The sequence below is a fragment of the Geodermatophilus saharensis genome (assembly GCF_900188205.1).
Lineage (GTDB): Bacteria > Actinomycetota > Actinomycetes > Mycobacteriales > Geodermatophilaceae > Geodermatophilus > Geodermatophilus saharensis.
The window spans coordinates 1-15,971 of sequence record NZ_FZOH01000007.1 but is presented as its reverse complement, the minus strand read 5'-3'; the positions used below and the strand labels follow the sequence as shown (position 1 = coordinate 15,971).

Annotated in this window: 11 protein-coding genes; 5 read left to right on the top strand and 6 right to left on the bottom strand. The window is 73.5% G+C overall.

Translation table 11 applies throughout. The features are described 5' to 3' along the window. Window positions 1–68: 68 nt before the first annotated feature. Window positions 69–1,013 carry a glycosyltransferase family 2 protein gene (locus CHC04_RS16530; RefSeq protein ID WP_217897413.1) on the top strand — a complete coding sequence of 315 codons (945 nt, stop codon included), beginning with the start codon at window positions 69–71 and terminating at the stop codon, window positions 1,011–1,013. A 550-nt stretch (window positions 1,014–1,563) separates the two neighbouring features. Here the strand turns inward: CHC04_RS16530 and CHC04_RS16525 are convergent. The 4 genes from CHC04_RS16525 to CHC04_RS16510 all read right to left on the bottom strand — a co-directional run bounded on the left by CHC04_RS16525 (window position 1,564) and on the right by CHC04_RS16510 (window position 6,130). Further along, window positions 1,564–2,979, bottom strand: a complete 1,416-nt coding sequence (locus tag CHC04_RS16525) for a hypothetical protein (RefSeq protein ID WP_217897412.1) — start codon at window positions 2,977–2,979, stop codon at window positions 1,564–1,566. 91 nt (window positions 2,980–3,070) lie between these two features. Beyond that, window positions 3,071–4,261: a glycosyltransferase gene (locus CHC04_RS16520; RefSeq protein WP_217897411.1), complete on the bottom strand. Its 1,191-nt coding sequence runs from the start codon at window positions 4,259–4,261 to the stop codon at window positions 3,071–3,073. Then, window positions 4,258–5,040, bottom strand: a complete 783-nt coding sequence (locus CHC04_RS16515) for a WecB/TagA/CpsF family glycosyltransferase (RefSeq protein ID WP_217897410.1) — start codon at window positions 5,038–5,040, stop codon at window positions 4,258–4,260. Before CHC04_RS16515 ends, CHC04_RS16520 begins: the two co-directional genes overlap by 4 nt. 247 nt (window positions 5,041–5,287) lie before the next feature. Then, window positions 5,288–6,130, bottom strand: coding sequence for a methyltransferase domain-containing protein (locus tag CHC04_RS16510; RefSeq protein ID WP_089405062.1), 843 nt, complete (start codon window positions 6,128–6,130; stop codon window positions 5,288–5,290). A 203-nt stretch (window positions 6,131–6,333) separates the two neighbouring features. Between CHC04_RS16510 and mfd the strand changes: the two genes are divergently transcribed. Beyond that, window positions 6,334–9,864, top strand: coding sequence for a transcription-repair coupling factor (gene mfd / locus CHC04_RS16505; protein WP_089405061.1), 3,531 nt, complete (start codon window positions 6,334–6,336; stop codon window positions 9,862–9,864). Window positions 9,865–10,022: 158 nt separating this feature from the next. On the opposite strand, the gene CHC04_RS16500 is transcribed toward mfd, so the two are convergent. Both CHC04_RS16500 and CHC04_RS16495 read right to left on the bottom strand, forming a co-directional pair. Continuing rightward, window positions 10,023–12,938 carry an acetoacetate--CoA ligase gene (locus tag CHC04_RS16500; protein ID WP_089405060.1) on the bottom strand — a complete coding sequence of 972 codons (2,916 nt, stop codon included), beginning with the start codon at window positions 12,936–12,938 and terminating at the stop codon, window positions 10,023–10,025. After that, a complete protein-coding gene (locus CHC04_RS16495; protein ID WP_176450054.1) occupies window positions 12,935–13,555 on the bottom strand; it encodes a 4'-phosphopantetheinyl transferase family protein in 621 nt (206 codons plus the stop codon). The genes CHC04_RS16500 and CHC04_RS16495 overlap by 4 nt, the downstream gene beginning before the upstream one ends. Window positions 13,556–13,716: 161 nt before the next feature. Between CHC04_RS16495 and CHC04_RS16490 the strand changes: the two genes are divergently transcribed. The 3 genes from CHC04_RS16490 to CHC04_RS16480 all read left to right on the top strand — a co-directional run. Next, window positions 13,717–14,718: a SurA N-terminal domain-containing protein gene (locus CHC04_RS16490; protein WP_176450053.1), complete on the top strand. Its 1,002-nt coding sequence runs from the start codon at window positions 13,717–13,719 to the stop codon at window positions 14,716–14,718. Window positions 14,719–14,721: 3 nt separating this feature from the next. Beyond that, window positions 14,722–15,642, top strand: coding sequence for a nucleoside triphosphate pyrophosphohydrolase (locus CHC04_RS16485; RefSeq protein WP_089405058.1), 921 nt, complete (start codon window positions 14,722–14,724; stop codon window positions 15,640–15,642). Between the two features lie 110 nt (window positions 15,643–15,752). Beyond that, a partial coding sequence (locus tag CHC04_RS16480; protein WP_141233828.1) for a helix-turn-helix domain-containing protein occupies window positions 15,753–15,971 on the top strand: 219 nt, incomplete at its 3' end.

Here is a 15,971-nt window from a genome sequence, read left to right as displayed (position 1 = left end):
GGTCCGTCCGGGACGCGTGGCTCTCGAGGGGCGCCGAGTTCGCTCGATCAGTCGAGGGGAGGTGAAGTGTGAACGCTCCGATGGGCCTGCGGGTCAGCGTGGTGATTCCCACCTACAACTCCGCGACCTTCCTGGTGGAAGCCCTGGAGAGTGTGCTGGCGCAGACCTGTCCGGTGCATGAGGTGATCGTCGTCGATGACGGCAGTACCGACGGGACCGGCGCGGCGCTGCGGCCGTACGCCGATCGAGTCGTCCTGCTGCGTCAGGACAACAGCGGCGTCTCCGCCGCGCGCAACAACGGATTGGCCCGTGCCACGGGCGACTGGGTCGCCTTTCTGGATGCTGACGATATATGGCTGCCCGACAAGATCGAGCGACAGTTGCAGTGTGCCGGTGATGACAGCGTCGTCTGTATCCATGCTAACTTCTTCCTCTTCGGCGATCGGACGGAATCTCATCCGCCCTTTCGGTCGTTCGTCGAAGGAAGTCACGGCGCGAAGGCGCTGCTCAGCGGTGAGGGGTGGGTCTGTCCGTCGTCGGCGCTGGTCAGGCGGAGTGCTCGAGCCCGCTTCCGGGAATGGACGGGTCAGGCCGAGGACGTGATTTACTTCGCCGATCTCACGTTCGAGGGAAAGTTTCGCTACATCGCTGAGCCGCTCGTCGGTCATCGGACCCACACGGGGCAGGCGACGAGACAGGCTGACGCCACCGTGCGAGGGACGCTCGCCGAACTGAGATGGGTCCGAGAACTCGACGCTCCCCGCGACGTGCAGGACGAACTCGAGCAGGTGTTCTTCATGAGCGTTGCGAGGGCCGTGACCAACGCCAAGAGCGCCGGGAACTGGCGCTTCTACTGGCGCTGGCGTTCGTGGTTGCGGGAGCACTGGCCTGCACGCATCCCGCGAGCAGCCGTACTGGATGAACGCGTCTCCCTGTCCCTCGTCTTCCGGACCCTCGGCAACCTCACAGGCCGCCTCGGGGTGCGACTGCGCTCGAGGCGCGCCGGCTCCTGAGACATCGACTGATCCGGCAGGTGCTCCACCGAGGGGCGCGGCGGGCGTACCTGCTTGCGGCAGAGCCCTGGGGAACGCTCTCCAGTGGTCCGCAGGTGGTCGGTACGGTCCTCAGCACATCCGGGGTTGCGAGCAGGTTCGCCGCTGCTTGCCCGAGGCAGGCAGTCCGGGCAGCGCCAGTGCCGTGGGCATCGGTGGCGCTGCTGCTGGCCGAGAGCGCCGACGATCCGTGAGCAGCCGCGAACGTCACAGACCCTCAACCGTCCGGATCCCGCTACGACAGCGACGGCTGGTCGGGCGTGTCGGCCCTCGTGGCCAGTCTCTCTGTCCCTGCGCGACGGCACGCCAACTGACGACCTGCCGGCACGTACGAGCGGTGGCGAGTGCTGTGTAGGCGATCCCCCGTCGTCTTCCCGACGATCGGCAGGTCTCCCAGACGTCGCGTCGGCTGCGATCGCCGTGGATTGGACCGAGCCTCAGCCGATCCAGTCCGCGCCCTCCGCTAGTGGGGGCCGATGCGAGCGTCGAGAGCGCAGCCGTGACATCTGGGTCACTGCTGAGCCGAGAGAGGGCATGACGGTTGACCCTCGAGTCGGTACAGGTGCACCGCTTCACCGTTAACAAAGTCGTCGGTGAAGCGACCGTCGACCATGTCCAGACTTCGGGACTCGTCCACGACTGTCACCTGTGTGTCGTCGAAACAGCGGACCGAGAAGGTGGCCTCGCCCCCGGACTGATCAGTTGCCGCGGCAAAGACATACACGCTCTCGTCGGCGTACTTAGTCATGAAGTCAACTGAACCATCCGCGGTGGTCATGTCATCGACGAATGGCGCATTGAGGACAGGGGCCAGGCGGGTAATCTGGTTGTTCAGGCGCGTAACGGTCTCGCGAGTGTCGGCGTAGCAATCTTCACGGAGAACGTGCTGAGTTGCACACGGCCCGCCGAAGCTGTGGTTGAAGTACACGATGCCCCGTGCGCCGTGGATGAGACTGCTCCACACCGCGGCCCGGACCTGTTCCGGCGTGATGGTCGGCCAATCGTCCTCACTGAACGGATGTCCCAGCTCGACGAACGCCCAGACGGGCTTTGCGCCGGCGGGGCGGACGAGGCTGCGCACGTGGTCAACTGTCAGGCCGTAGTTCGCTGCGCGGTGACACTCAGAGTCCGGCAGCGTCGAAGGGGCCCCGAGGAGTGCTCCGCCTTCGGTGGGGCTGCACACATTCGCGTCGGTGTACCAGTAGGCGTCGGCTGACACGACGTCCTGGAACTGGTTGACAAACCGTGCAGCCTCCTCTCGGGTCTGCCAGAAGAGGACCCCCTTGCCGTAGTTCATGTAGCGCAGGCGTTGGTCGTTCGGTAGCTGCTCACCGAGCCTCTCCAGCACCGTGTAGCCGCAGCGTGCCCCCTGTGGGAGGCACACCTCCCCCTCGCCCGGGTGGTTGCCACTCCAGTCAGCGTCTCCGGCTCCCGCCCACATGTCCGTCTCGTCCGAGAGGAGCCATCCCACGGTCTCAGGGCCAGCGATGCTCACTTGACTGTGGATGGCGTGCATGCCTGCCGCATGGATGACCTCTGGCCGACTGTTCGAGGTGAGTTCGACGTACAGGTTCAATCCCGCCGCTTTGTCGAGCTCCGCATCTCCTGGTTCCAGGACGCTCTCGAAGTAGACCCCGATGGGGAAGAAGTCAGGGTCACTGGGCAGCGAAGGCTCGAAACGAGCGTAGTACTCCTGACCGCCATCGACCGCACGAAGTCGCGGCTGCCCTCCGGGGTCCGGCTCGGTCTGAGCGGACGGCGCTGGCCGGGTCTGAGCGGACGGCGCTGGCCGGTCCTGAGTGGCGATGAGCGCGCCAGTGGCGGCACTCGCGGCCAGGATCGCGGCGGCAGTGATGACCAGCGGGCGCCGCCGCAACGTTGCCCGACGGCGGGTCGACCCACGGTCCTGTGGGGGAGGCTGAGTCATCGATCGGACATCTCCTGCCGGGGTCGAGACCAGGACGTGGATCGTGGAGCCGTCGAGAGGCGGGCAACGTGGCGTCCCGTCGCCCCATGGCTCAACTGGGTGACTTCTCGATGCGGGACAGGAGGACCTCCGACCGGGACTCCCATGAAAAGGGGATGACAGAGGCGCGGCGCGTCTCCGCCGTGATCGAGCCGCCATCGGCAAGCGTTTGCGTGATGGTCGCGACGAAGGCTTCCGGCGTCGTGGCCACCCGGACACGGTCGCGGTAGCCGGCCAGTTCGGCGAAGTCGGTGCTGACCACGGGGAGCCCGAGGGCCAGGTACTCCTTGAGCTTGATCGGGTTGGCGTGCCGGATCCACTCGTTGTCCAGCCACGGCATGATCGCGACGTCGAAGGCCGATCCGTACGCGGGGATCGACTCGTAGGGCCTCGGGCCGAGCCAGTGAACGTTCGGGTAGCGCGCGAACCGGCTCATGTCGTGCGTCGAGTCGCCGATGAGAACGAGGGATGTGTCGGGCAGCTCAGCGGCCAGTCGCTCGAGCAGGTCGAAGTCCACGAGGAAGTCGTCGAGGGCGCCGTAGAAGCCGACCCTCGGACCGGGGATGTCGCGGACGTCGGCGGGTTGCTCCTCGACCCGCCGGCGCCGGAAGTGCGCGACGTCCACCCCGTGGTCGAGGAAGACGCCTCGGTCACCGGTGCGTCCGGCCTCCTCGGCCATGAGGGCCCTGCTGACGTAGAGCACGTGGTCGGCGTGCTCGAGCAGGCTCGCCTCCAGCGCCTCGATCGCCTCGGTGTCGGCCTCGGGGAACGCCGAGTGCCGGTCAGACCGGTTGAACACCAGGCAGCGACGCCGCATCGAGCGCACGACGTCCCAGGCGGTCGGGAGGGTGACGACGACGACCGGGTCGCTGATGCCCAACCACCACATCGCGACTCGGACCTGGATGCGTACCAGCCCGGCGTTGAGCCACCGGGTCAGGGGTGAGGAGTAGAAGGGGAGTGGGATCGGTGAGACGACCGCGAAGCCCGGCAGGTCGGGCAACGGGTGCCGGACCAGGCGGAGGACGCTGCGCAGCTTGCGGACGAGGCGGCGGGCGACGTGCGTGCTGACTCCCGGCCGGGGCATGCGCATGCCGATGCTGTTGACCACCAGCACCTTGCGGTCGCGGGCCACCGAGCGCATGAGCTGGAAGTCCGAGTGGGCCTGGTTGTGGTACCACCAGTCCTGCGCCGCGAAGCAGACGTAGTCGGCCGGCTGCTCGATCACGGCGTGTCGCGTCACGACCACTTCCCGCGGGCGGCGTCGATGTGGGTCGGCCGAGTGGCGAAACCGTAGGCAGCGGCGCGGCTGAGGAGGTCCAGCGCGAAGGGGAGGTCGTGGACCAGGTACCGCCGGGCCAGTCGCCGTGGCTCGAGAGCGAGGCGGTGAGCCCACTCGGCCCCCACCCGCTGCAGCAGGTCCGGTGCTCGCCGGTACTGGCCGGCGGCGAAGGGGATACCCGCGCCGCAGCCGAGCAACCAGGCCCGCGGCACCAGCGGCCGCAGGCGCCCGATGAGCCGCTCCTGCTTGGGGAACCCGAGACCGACGAGGACGAGGTCCGGAGCCGCCTGCACGACCCGGTCGACGACGGCGCTGACCTGCTCCTCGTCGGTGTCGAACCCGAACGGCGGCGCGTCCGTGCCGACGACGCGGGTGCCCGGGAACCGGACGGCGAGTGCGGCAGCGGCCGCCTCGGCCACACCCGCGTCACCGCCGAGCAGGTACAGGGAGCGGCCGCAGCGGGCCGCGGTCTCCGCCAGGGTGCTGACCAGCGAGGCACCGGTCACGCGCTCGGGCAGCGGGTCACCGGCCAGCCGGGACGCCCACACCAGCGGCATGCCGTCTGCCACCGCCAACGTGGCGCTCGAGACCAGCTCGGCCAGCTCGGGATCGCGACCGACTGCGCGCAGGATGTCGACGTTGACGGTGACGATCCAGCCGCCCCTGCCGGCGTCCCAGCCGGCGACGACCTGCCCCGCGACGGCGGACTCGGTGACCGCGGCGATGTCGGTGCCGGCCACCGAGCAGAGATGGGCTCCTGGGAGCGGTGGCTCCACCGACGGTCCATCGGCAGTCGCCCTCCGTGGCGGGGGGACGGGGTGAGCGGTCACGCTCGTCATGGCGTCGCATCGTGGCGGCGCGTCCGTCAGGGATGCCCCCGCTCGGTCCTGCCCCGTCCTCGATCGTGCGTGTCGTCACGCGGGGTGATTGACGTTCCCGGAGCCATGTGATCCAAGAGCCGTCCGGCGCAGCGTCACGCCGCCCCGGTCACCGAGGGTGAGAGGCATCCCGTCCGGCCCTGCACGGTGACGGCGCACGTGCGTGCCCCGAGTCCGTCGTGGCGGTGTCGTCCCCGGGTGCCGTCGCGACCACCACGAGGTTGTCGCGGAACCGGGGAACGGCGCGCAGGGGACGTCCCGCGGCGGACAGGACCCGGTCGAGCCGACGGTTGGGCACGTGGCCGAAGTCCACGAGGTCGACCGTGGCGTCGGTGAAACCGGCCCGCCTCAGCTGCCAGTCCAGATGCTCGCGGGAGTACTCCAGGACGTGGCCGAAGCCGTCGTCGGACGGGGTGTCGAAGACGTCGAAGAGGGGCCGCCCCGTGGCGAGGAAGACGACGTTGCGCAGCCGGTAGAGGTTGGGGGTGGTGAGGAGCAGCAGCCCGCCAGGCCGCAGGCGCCGGCGGAGGCGGGCCAGTGCGACGTGACCGGGGACGGGGAGGTGTTCGAGCACCTCGGAGCAGAGCACCACGTCGAACGGCCCGTCGACGGTGCCCCTGTCGGCATCCTCGACCGGGTCGGGGCCGTCGTCCTTGGCGAGGTTCCACCGGAGGCAGGGGATCCCTGCCGAGGCCAGGGTCGGGAAGCAGGTCCGGCTCACGTCCGCCACCACGGTCCGGTCGCCCCACAGGTGGTGGGCCATGAACGCCAGCTGGCCGCCGCCGACCTCCAGGACGTCGAGCGGCGGCGGACCGGCCTCGGCGGCGAAGCGGTGGAGGACGGCCTCGTACCGTGACCGGTACCGGACGTAGTAGTCCGGCGTCTCTTGCCACGGCAGCCGGACGACCTGGTTGAACGCCGCCGTGAACTGGTCGGTCGTCAACGTCCGCATGACGTCCTCCTCGGCGGTGTCGCCGGTGTGCGAGGTCCGGCTGCGCGGCCGCGGCGCCGGGGCGCGGACTCTAGTGCGCGCGGGCCGTTCGTGGTCGCTCTCGGCCCCGGCGGGGTCGGCGCAGGCCGTCTAGCCTGGGAGGGGGCCCGGCGCCGCACTCGGCGGCGCTCTCTGCGGGCCGTCGTCCCCAGGAGGAAGTCCCCGTGAGCCTGCGCGGCGTGCTCGACGTCGTCCTCAGCGATCCCGGCACGGCCCGCGTGGTCGCCGCCGCGGGGTCGGCCGAGCTCGCCGTCCCGGCCCCGCCGCCGGTGCAGCCGCTGGTCGCCGCCGCGCTGGCGGCGGCGGAGCCCGGTGCGAACGTGCCGGTCCTGCTCGTGACCACCGGCGAGCGCGACGCCGACGTCGCCGCCGACCTGCTGCGCTGCTTCGTGCCCGACCGCCGGGTGGAGACCTTCCCGGCGTGGGAGACGCTGCCCCACGAGCGGCTCTCCCCGCGCGCCGACACGGTCGGCCGCCGGCTGGCGGTGCTGCGCGACCTGACGGACCCGGGCCAGAACGGCCGGATCGACGTGCTGGTCGCGCCGGTGCGCAGCGTGCTGCAGCCGCTGGCGCCGGGCCTGGGCGACCTCGTCCCGGTCGAGCTGCGCCCCGGTGACACCGTCGAGCTCGACGACGTCGCCCGCGCGCTGGCCGACGCCGCCTACACCCGCGTGGAGCTGGTGGAGAAGCGCGGCGAGTTCGCCGTCCGCGGCGGCCTGCTCGACGTCTTCCCGCCCACCGAGCCGCACCCGGTCCGGGTGGAGTTCTGGGGCGACGAGGTCGACGAGCTGCGCTACTTCTCCGCCGCCGACCAGCGATCCCTCGACGACCGGCCCGAGCGGCTGTGGGCCCCGCCGTGCCGCGAGCTGCTGCTCACCGACGCCGTCCGGGCGCGCGCCGCGGAGCTGGCCGCCGAGCACCCCGGCCTGGCGGAGGTCCTCGGCAAGCTGGCCGAGGGCATCGCCGTCGAGGGCATGGAGTCCCTGACGCCGGCGCTGGTCGAGGGGCAGCTGCAGCTGCTCACCGACCTCGTGTCCGCCGGCACGCACGTGCTCGTCGCCGACCCCGAGCGGGTGCGCAGCCGCGCCGCCGACCTCGTCCGCACCGCCGAGGAGTTCCTCGCCGCGTCCTGGGCCACCGCCGCGGAGGCGGGGGAGGCGCCGCTGGACCTCGGGGCGTCGTCGTTCCGCACCCTCGAGGACGTCGAGGCCGCCGCCCGCGGCCGCGGGCTGCCGTGGTGGACCACCGGCGCCTTCACCCTCGGCGACGACGACGCCGCGCTGGAGGCCACCACCGTCGAGCGCTTCGCCGGGGACCTCGACCGCGCCGTCGGGACGCTGCGCGACTGGACCCGCGAGGGCTGGCGGGTCGTGCTGACCTTCGCCGGGCCCGGCCCCGCCCAGCGCGCCGCCGAGCAGCTCGGCGCCGCAGACCTCGGCGTGCGGCTGGTGCCCGGCCTGGAGTCCGCGCCCGAGCCCGGGCTGACCTCCATCACCCAGGGCAACCTGGAGTCCGGCTTCGCCCTCCCCGGCGTGAAGCTGGCCCTGGTCACCGAGCACGACCTCACCGGCCAGCGCGGCACCACCATGCGCGACGCGCAGAAGATGCCCGCGCGCCGCCGCAACGCCGTCGACCTGGTGCAGCTGCAGCCCGGCGACCTCGTCGTGCACGAGCACCACGGCATCGGCCGCTACATCGAGATGGTCAGCCGCACCGTCAACGGCGGGCAGCGCGACTACCTCATCGTCGAGTACGCCCCGTCCAAGCGGAACCAGCCGCCGGACCGGCTGTTCGTGCCGACCGACGCCCTCGACCAGCTCACCCGCTACGTCGGCGGGGAGCAGCCGGCGCTGTCCAAGCTCGGCGGTGCCGACTGGCAGAAGACCAAGGGCCAGGCCCGCAAGGCGGTCAAGCAGATCGCCGCCGAGCTCATCCGCCTCTACTCCGCGCGCATGGCCACGAAGGGGCACGCCTTCGGCCCGGACACCGTCTGGCAGCGCGAGCTCGAGGACGCCTTCCCGTTCCAGGAGACGCCCGACCAGCTCGGCGCCATCGACGAGGTCAAGCGGGACATGGAGAACCCGGTCCCGATGGACCGGGTCATCTGCGGCGACGTCGGTTACGGCAAGACCGAGATCGCCGTGCGCGCGGCGTTCAAGGCGGTGCAGGACGGCAAGCAGGTCGCCGTCCTCGTGCCGACGACGCTGCTGGCCAACCAGCACTTCAAGACCTTCTCCGAGCGGATGGCCCAGTTCCCGGTCACCGTGAAGGTGCTCTCGCGGTTCCAGTCCGACGCCGACAGCGCCGAGACGCTGCGCCAGCTCGCCGCCGGCGAGGTCGACGTCCTGGTGGGCACCCACCGGCTGCTGCAGCAGACCACCCGGTTCAAGGACCTCGGGCTGGTGATCGTCGACGAGGAGCAGCGCTTCGGCGTCGAGCACAAGGAGTACCTCAAGACCATGCGGACGGCGGTCGACGTGCTGTCGATGTCGGCCACCCCGATCCCGCGCACGCTGGAGATGTCGCTGACCGGCATCCGCGAGATGTCGACGATCCTCACCCCGCCCGAGGAGCGGCACCCGGTGCTCACCTACGTGGGCGCCTGGGACGACAAGCAGATGGCCGCCGCGATCCGCCGCGAGCTGCTGCGCGACGGCCAGGTCTTCGTCATCCACAACCGGGTGCAGTCGATCGACAAGGCCGCGGCGAAGATCCGGCAGCTGGTGCCCGAGGCGCGGGTGGCCGTCGGCCACGGCCAGATGAAGGAGCACGAGCTCGAGCGGATCATGGTCGGCTTCTGGGAGAAGGAGTACGACGTCCTGGTCGCGACGACGATCGTCGAGTCCGGTCTGGACATCCCCAACGCCAACACGCTCATCGTCGACCGCGCCGACACGTTCGGCCTGTCGCAGCTGCACCAGATCCGCGGCCGCGTGGGCCGGGGCCGCGAGCGGGCCTACGCCTACTTCACCTATGACCCCTCGCGGCCGCTGACCGAGACCTCGGTCGACCGGCTGACCACCATCGCGCACAACACCGACCTCGGCGCCGGCATGGCCGTGGCGATGAAGGACCTCGAGATCCGCGGCGCGGGCAACCTGCTCGGCGGCGAGCAGTCCGGGCACATCGCCGGCGTCGGCTTCGACCTCTACGTGCGGCTGGTCGGCGAGGCGGTGGCCGACTACCGCGCCCAGGTCACCGGCGAGCAGGCGCCCGCCGAGCCGGTCGAGGTCCGGGTCGACCTGCCGGTCGACGCGCACCTGCCGCACGACTACGTGCCCGGCGAGCGGCTGCGGATGGAGGCCTACCGCAAGGTCGCCTCGGTGCAGGACGACGACCAGGCGCAGGCCGTGCTCGACGAGCTGACCGACCGCTACGGCGCCCCGCCGGCCCCGGTGCTCAACCTGCTGGCGGTGGCCCGCTTCCGCGCCGCGATGCGCGCCCTCGGCGTCACCGAGGTGTCGCTGCAGGGCCGCGCCATCCGGGTCTCGCCGGTGTCGCTGCGCGAGTCGCAGCAGATGCGGCTGTCCCGGCTGGCCGACGGCGCCACCTACAAGTCCACCGTCTCGACGGTGTCGCTGAAGGTGCCGGTCGGCCCGGACCGGCGCACCCCGCTGCGCGACGTCGCGCTGCTCGAGCACCTGCACTCGCTGCTCAAGGCGGTGCTCGAGCAGCCCGTCGCGGCCGCGAGCTGAGGGGAGCCCGCGGGGTGACCCGGGCCGAGTGACCCCGGCCCGGTGACCCCGGCCGAGTGACCCCGGCCCGGGGACCCCGGCCGAGTGGGCAGTCGTGCCGGCCGAGCACGGCGGGTCGCCCCGTGTCGCCGACCGCGACCGCCCACTGGGGCCGTTCCTCAGTCGAGGGCGGCGGAGACCTCCGCGGCCAGCGTGCCGACGTGCCGGTCGCTGAGCATCCCGATCCGCTCGTCGTCGAGGTCGCCGTGGTAGCCCGGGACCTCGACCACCCGCAGCTCGCCGACCCGGCGCCGCCAGGCGCCCAGGGTCCGGCGCGCCGCGGCGCGGGACCCCTCGGCGAGGAAGTAGTCGACCGGGCCGTCGAAGCGGCCGGGTCGGTACGCCTCCGAGACCTCCTGCGTCCCGAGGAAGAACCGCAGCTCGGGGTCGGGGGCCGCGGGGGCCGCCACGGGCGCGGCGGGCCGGCGCGGGCCGGTCAGCCGGTGCAGCGCCGCCTGCAGCGCCCCCCGCAGCGTGGCCCGGCGGCCGGCCCAGCGGACCCGCTCGGTCTCCCACCGGCTCAGCGCCGCCCGCGGCGGACGGACGTCGAGGAGGCCGAGGCAGCCGACGTCCTCCCCGGCCGCCCGGAGCCGGGTCGCGACGTCGTAGGCCACCAGGCCGCCGAAGGAGTAGCCGAGCAGCGTGTGGGGCCCCTCCGGCTGGGCGCCGCGCACCTGCTCGAGGGCGTCGGCAGCGACCTCCTCGATCGTGCGGTGCCGTCCTGCGGCGTCCCGCAGCGGCAGCCGCAGGCCCAGCACCGGCCGGGTGGTGGCGAGCCGGTCCACCAGCCCGGCGTACAGGTTCAGCTGCCCCCAGGCGTCCGGGACGAGGAAGACCGGGCGGCCCTCCCCGGCCCGCAGGACGGCCACCCCCGCCGGGGCGGCGGTGAGCGCGGCCTCCGCGGCCCGGGCCAGGCCGGCCGGCGTCGGGTCCTCGGCGAACCGCTGCACCGGGACGTCGGCGTCGAGCTCCAGCCGCACCCGCCGGAGCAGGCTCAGCACCTGGCGGGAGGTCCCGCCGAGGTCGGACCAGTCGTCGTCGGGGGCCGCGGAGCGCACGCCGAGCACCTCGCACCAGATGCGCGCGACCCGGCCGGGCAGTCCGTCGTCCTCATCCGGCGCGGCCGGGACGGCGGCGGCCTCGGCGACCGCCCGGCGGATCTCGTCCAGGCAGCCGGGGTTGCGCAGGGCGACGGCGTTGGCGATCGGGTCGCCGTTGACCGCGTCGCGGGCGGCGCGCTCGGAGCGCTTGCCGTTGTGGGTCAGCGGGAGCTCGCCCACCGCGACGACCAGCGAGGGCACGTGGGCGGCGGAGGCCTCCCGGCGCAGCGTGCGCCGGATCGTGCGGTCCAGCCCGCCGTCGAGCCGGGCGCCGGGCCGCAGCACGACGAGCAGCACCATCCGCGTGCCCCCGGGCCGGCCGTCGTCGCGCTGCTCGACGGCCATCGCGTCGGCGACCTCGGGCAGCTGCCGCAGCACCGTGTAGATCTCGCTGGGCCCGATGCGCAGCCCGTCGATGTTGAGGACGCCGTCGGAGCGCCCGTGCAGCCGTGAGGACCCGTCGGGGTCGAACTCGATGAGGTCGCCGTGGGTCCACATGCCCGGGTGGTCGGCGAAGTAGGCGGCGTGGAAGCGGCTGCCGTCGGGGTCGCGGAGGAACCCGACGGGACGGCTGGGGAAGGGTCGCCGGCAGACCAGCTCGCCGACCTGCCCGACGACCTCGGTGCCGTCCTCGTCCACGGCGGCGACGTCCAGGCCCAGGCTGCGGGTCTGGCAGCGGCCGCGCCGGACCGGGACGTCGGGGGCGCCGAGCACGAAGCAGCCGATGATGTCGGTGCCGCCGGAGACCGACTGCACCGGCACCGGCCCGACGGTCTCGGCCACCCAGTCGAACTGCCAGTCGTGCAGGACGGCGCCCGTCGACAGCACGGCCCGCAGCCGGGAGAGGTCGCCGGCCTCCGCGGGCCGGTGACCGGCGTCCTGGCACAGCTGCAGGTAGGCCGGGCTGGTGCCGAACACCGTGACGCGGTGGTCGGCGGCCAGCTGCCACAGCGTCTCCGGGCCGGCGACGGGCCCGTCGTAGACGACGACGGCGGCGCCGGTGGCCAGGGCCGACAGCTGCCAGTTCCACATCATCCAGGCGGTCGTGGTGTGGAAGTACAGCGTGTCGCCGGGGCCGAGGTCGACGTGCAGCCGGTGCTCCTTGACGTGCTCGAGCACCGTGCCGCCGACCCCGTGCACCATCGCCTTGGGCGGCCCGGTGGTGCCCGAGGAGAACATCACGAACAGCGGCGTGTCGAAGGCGTGGCGCGGCCACTCGGTCGTCGGCTCGGCGCCCGCGGCGGCGTCGGCCAGCCGGTCCACCGGCAGGTCCAGCTCCGGCAGCGGCCGGTCGTCGATCAGCAGCACCCGGCGCAGGGTCGGCAGGCCGGCGACGACCTCGCCCACCACGTCGTCGGGCACCGCCCGGCGGTCGAGGACGAGCAGGGCCGGCTCGACCTGCGCGAAGCGGCCGAGCAGGGACGCCGCACCCATGTCCGGCGCGGCGGTGGAGACGGCGGCCCCGATCGCGGCCACGGCGAGGGCGACGACGGCGGTCTCCCCGGTGTTGGCCGCGATCAGCACGACCCGGTCTCCTGCCGCGAGCCCCAGCCGCCGCAGGGCGGTCACCGTCCGCGCGACGGCGTCGCGCAGCTCCCCGCGCGTCCAGTGCTCGGCCGGGCGGTCGGCGTGCACCGCGGTGAGCGCCGGAGCGTCGTCGCCGGCGTCGTCGAGGGGCCGCAGCAGCACCTCGGCGTAGTTCAGCCGGAGGTCGGGGAAGAAGCGGGCGGTCTCGACGTCGGTGCCGGTGAGGACGGTGTCGGCCGAGCCGGACCAGGGCAGCTCCGTCCAGTCCAGCAGCGTGCGCCAGAAGAGCTCGGGCCGGTCCACGGAGAACGCGTGGAGGGCGCCGGGTGCGTCCAGGGCGGTCCCGGTCACCTCCTCGCAGCGGGCCCGGAATCGGGCGAGCTGGGGGACGGCGGGGGCGAGCGTCATCGGGGGGTCTCCTCGTCCGGGGCGGCCGCCAGGCTGGCCACCCACCCGTCGGGCACGGGCACGTCGTGCAGGGTCCAGCCGGCCACCGGTCCGCCGGTGCGCCCGACGCCGGTGACCACGGTGGCCGGGTCGTCCCGCAGGCCGGTCCCGCGGGCCTTGAGGACGGCCTCCCTGCGGGTCCAGGCGCGGGCCACCGCGACCGGGCGGGCGCCGGGCGGCAGGAGGGCGATCGCCCGCAGCTCGGTGGCGTGCAGCCAGCCCTCGTCGGCCACGTCCGGCGTCCAGGGCGCCACCGGCTCGAGGTCGACGCCGATCCGGCGGCCGCGGCCCACCGCGACCAGGCCCAGCAGGCCGCCGGCCGAGCAGCCGGCGTCCAGGCGCGTCGCCGCCGGCAGCTCCGGGCGGCCGGTGGGAGCCGTGCGCAGCGGCACCCCGCGGGGGTCGGTGCCCAGCTCGGCGGCGAGCACCGAACGCAGCGCCGCGCGCAGCAGGACCCGGCGCCGGTGGACGGCGGGCGTGCCGCGCCGGGCGCGCGCCAGCTCCTCGGGGGCGAGCAGCGCCTCGGCGCGGGCCAGCTCCTCGTCGTCGGCCACCAGGGGCACGACGGTGACGGTCACGCCCGGTGCCACCGTGCACGCGGGCACGGGGGCGGGCGGCGGCATGCCGGCGATGCTCGCAGCGGTCGCGCCCGCGGCCATCACCCCTCGGGAGGACTCCACCCCGCCGGGTGGCCCGCCGCCTGCACCGGACCCCGCGCCGGGTGTGGCAGGCTCCGCTGGTGCGCACCCGTCGGCTGACCGCGTCGATCGCCGTCGGCCTGGCCGCCGTGGCCCTGGCCGGCTGCCGGACCTCGCCGTCGGTGGCCGCCTACGTCGGCGACGAGCAGGTGACCGTCGCCGAGCTGCAGGCGGCCGTCGACGATCGGCTCGCCGACCCGGCGATCGCCGAGGCCGTCGGCGGCCAGGGGACCGACTACACCCGCCAGGTGCTCACCCTGCTGGTGCGCGAGGAGGTCTACGCCGCAGCCGCCCGGCAGCACGACGTCGAGGTCACCGACGCCGAGCTCGACGCGTTCATCGAGCAGGCGCTGGCCGGCCAGGACGCCTCGGCGCTGTACGCGCAGGCGGCCACGCAGGGCTACTCGGCCGAGGACGTCCGCGAGAGCGCCCGCCAGCAGCTGCTGCGCCGCGAGCTGGGGGCCGCCACCGGCGACGCCGCCGCGCTCGACGAGGCCGCGCTGCGCGCCCGCTACGAGGAGGTGCGCGGCAGCCTCGAGCAGCTGCAGCTGGGCTACTTCGTCGTCCCCGACCAGGCCACCGCCGACGCCGCCCTCGCCCAGCTGACCGCCGATCCCGCCTCCTACCCGGCGGTGGCCGCGCAGCATCCCGGCGACAACACGCTGCCGCAGCTGCAGCCCACCACCGCCAGCGAGGTCAGCGGGCCGCTGGCCGAGGGCATCGCGGCCGCGCCGGCCGGCACCGGCTTCACCCAGACCCTCCCGCAGGTGCCGGGCGTGGTCGTGGTCTTCGTCGGGAGCCGGACGACGCCCACCTTCGAGCAGGTCCGCCCACAGCTGGAGAGCGAGGCCGCGAGCGGGATCGAGGAGGCCGGCGCCGCCGTGGTGCAGGAGGTCAGCGACGACCTGTCGACCAAGGTCAACCCGCGCTACGGCGTGCTCGAGGACGACGTGGTGCAGGAGGCCGACGGGGGCGTCGTCGACCTCCTCGAGGACACGACCGGGGACACGGCCGGGGACACGACCGCCCCGGCCGGGGGCTGAGGCGTGCCGCCGGTCGTCGTCACGGTCAGCCCGCGGCTGCCCGGGCTGCTCGGCCAGGCGGGCTGGGCGGCGCTGGAGGGCCGGCGGGTCACCGCGCTGCCCGGCGCGGCGGCCACCGCGGCGGCGCTGCGCACCGCCGGCCGGGAGGTCACCGACGTCGACGACGCGGCCGGGCTGGACGGCGACGTCGCCGTGCTGGCCGCGCCGGGGGAGTCCGTGCCCGGCGCCGAGGTGGTCGAGGGGGCTCCCGAGCCGCCCGGCGCCCGGCTGCTCGACGTCGTCGCGGTGATGGACCGGCTGCGCTCGCCCGGCGGGTGCCCCTGGGACGCCGAGCAGACGCACTCCTCGCTGCGCGGCTACCTGCTCGAGGAGGCGCACGAGGCCTACGACGCGATCGTCGACGACGACCCCGCGGCCATGCGCGAGGAGCTCGGCGACGTGCTGCTGCAGGTCGTGTTCCACGCGCGCGTCGCCGCCGAGGCCGGCCCCGACCGGCGCTTCGACGTCGACGACGTCGCCGGTGACCTGGTCGACAAGCTCGTCCGCCGGCACCCGCACGTCTTCGGGAACGCCGGCCCCCGGGACGTGGCCGGCGTCGAGGCGGGCTGGGAGGAGATCAAGCAGGCGGAGAAGCAGCGGCGCTCGCCCACCGAGGGCGTCTCCCGCTCGCAGCCGGCCACCGCGTGGGGGACCGCGCTGGTACGCCGGGCCGCACGCGCCGGGTACCCCACACCCGAGCCGGCCGACCTGGGCTCAGCCTCGCCGGAGGAGCTGGGGGAGCGGCTGCTCGCCGTCGTCGCCGCGGCCGCGGAGCGCGGCTGGGACGTCGAGGACGCCCTCCGCGAGGCCGTGCGCCGCTACGCCGGCGAGCTCGACGCCGAGGCCCGCCGCCGGGCGTCGTCGGCGGAGCCGGCCGGGTCCTAGCTGTCGCAACCAGGGACGTTGTTGACGTTCGGCGCGTCGGCTTGATCATGAAGGAGACCTCCGGGAGGAGTGGTGGTGCTTGACGTCACCATCGCCAACCGGAGGTCTCCGTGGCTCACGCTAATGCCCGCACCACCGTCTACGCCCGCAAGCTGATCATCGCTCGTGTCCTGGCTGGTCATCGGCCCGGTGAGGTGGCCAAGCAGCTGGGGATCAGCCGGCAGACGGTCTACAAGTGGGTGCGCCGCTGGCGGACCGAGGGTGCGGCCGGGCTGGCCGATCGCTCCTCGCGGCCGCATCGGATGCCCCGGCGGACCTCACCGGAGACG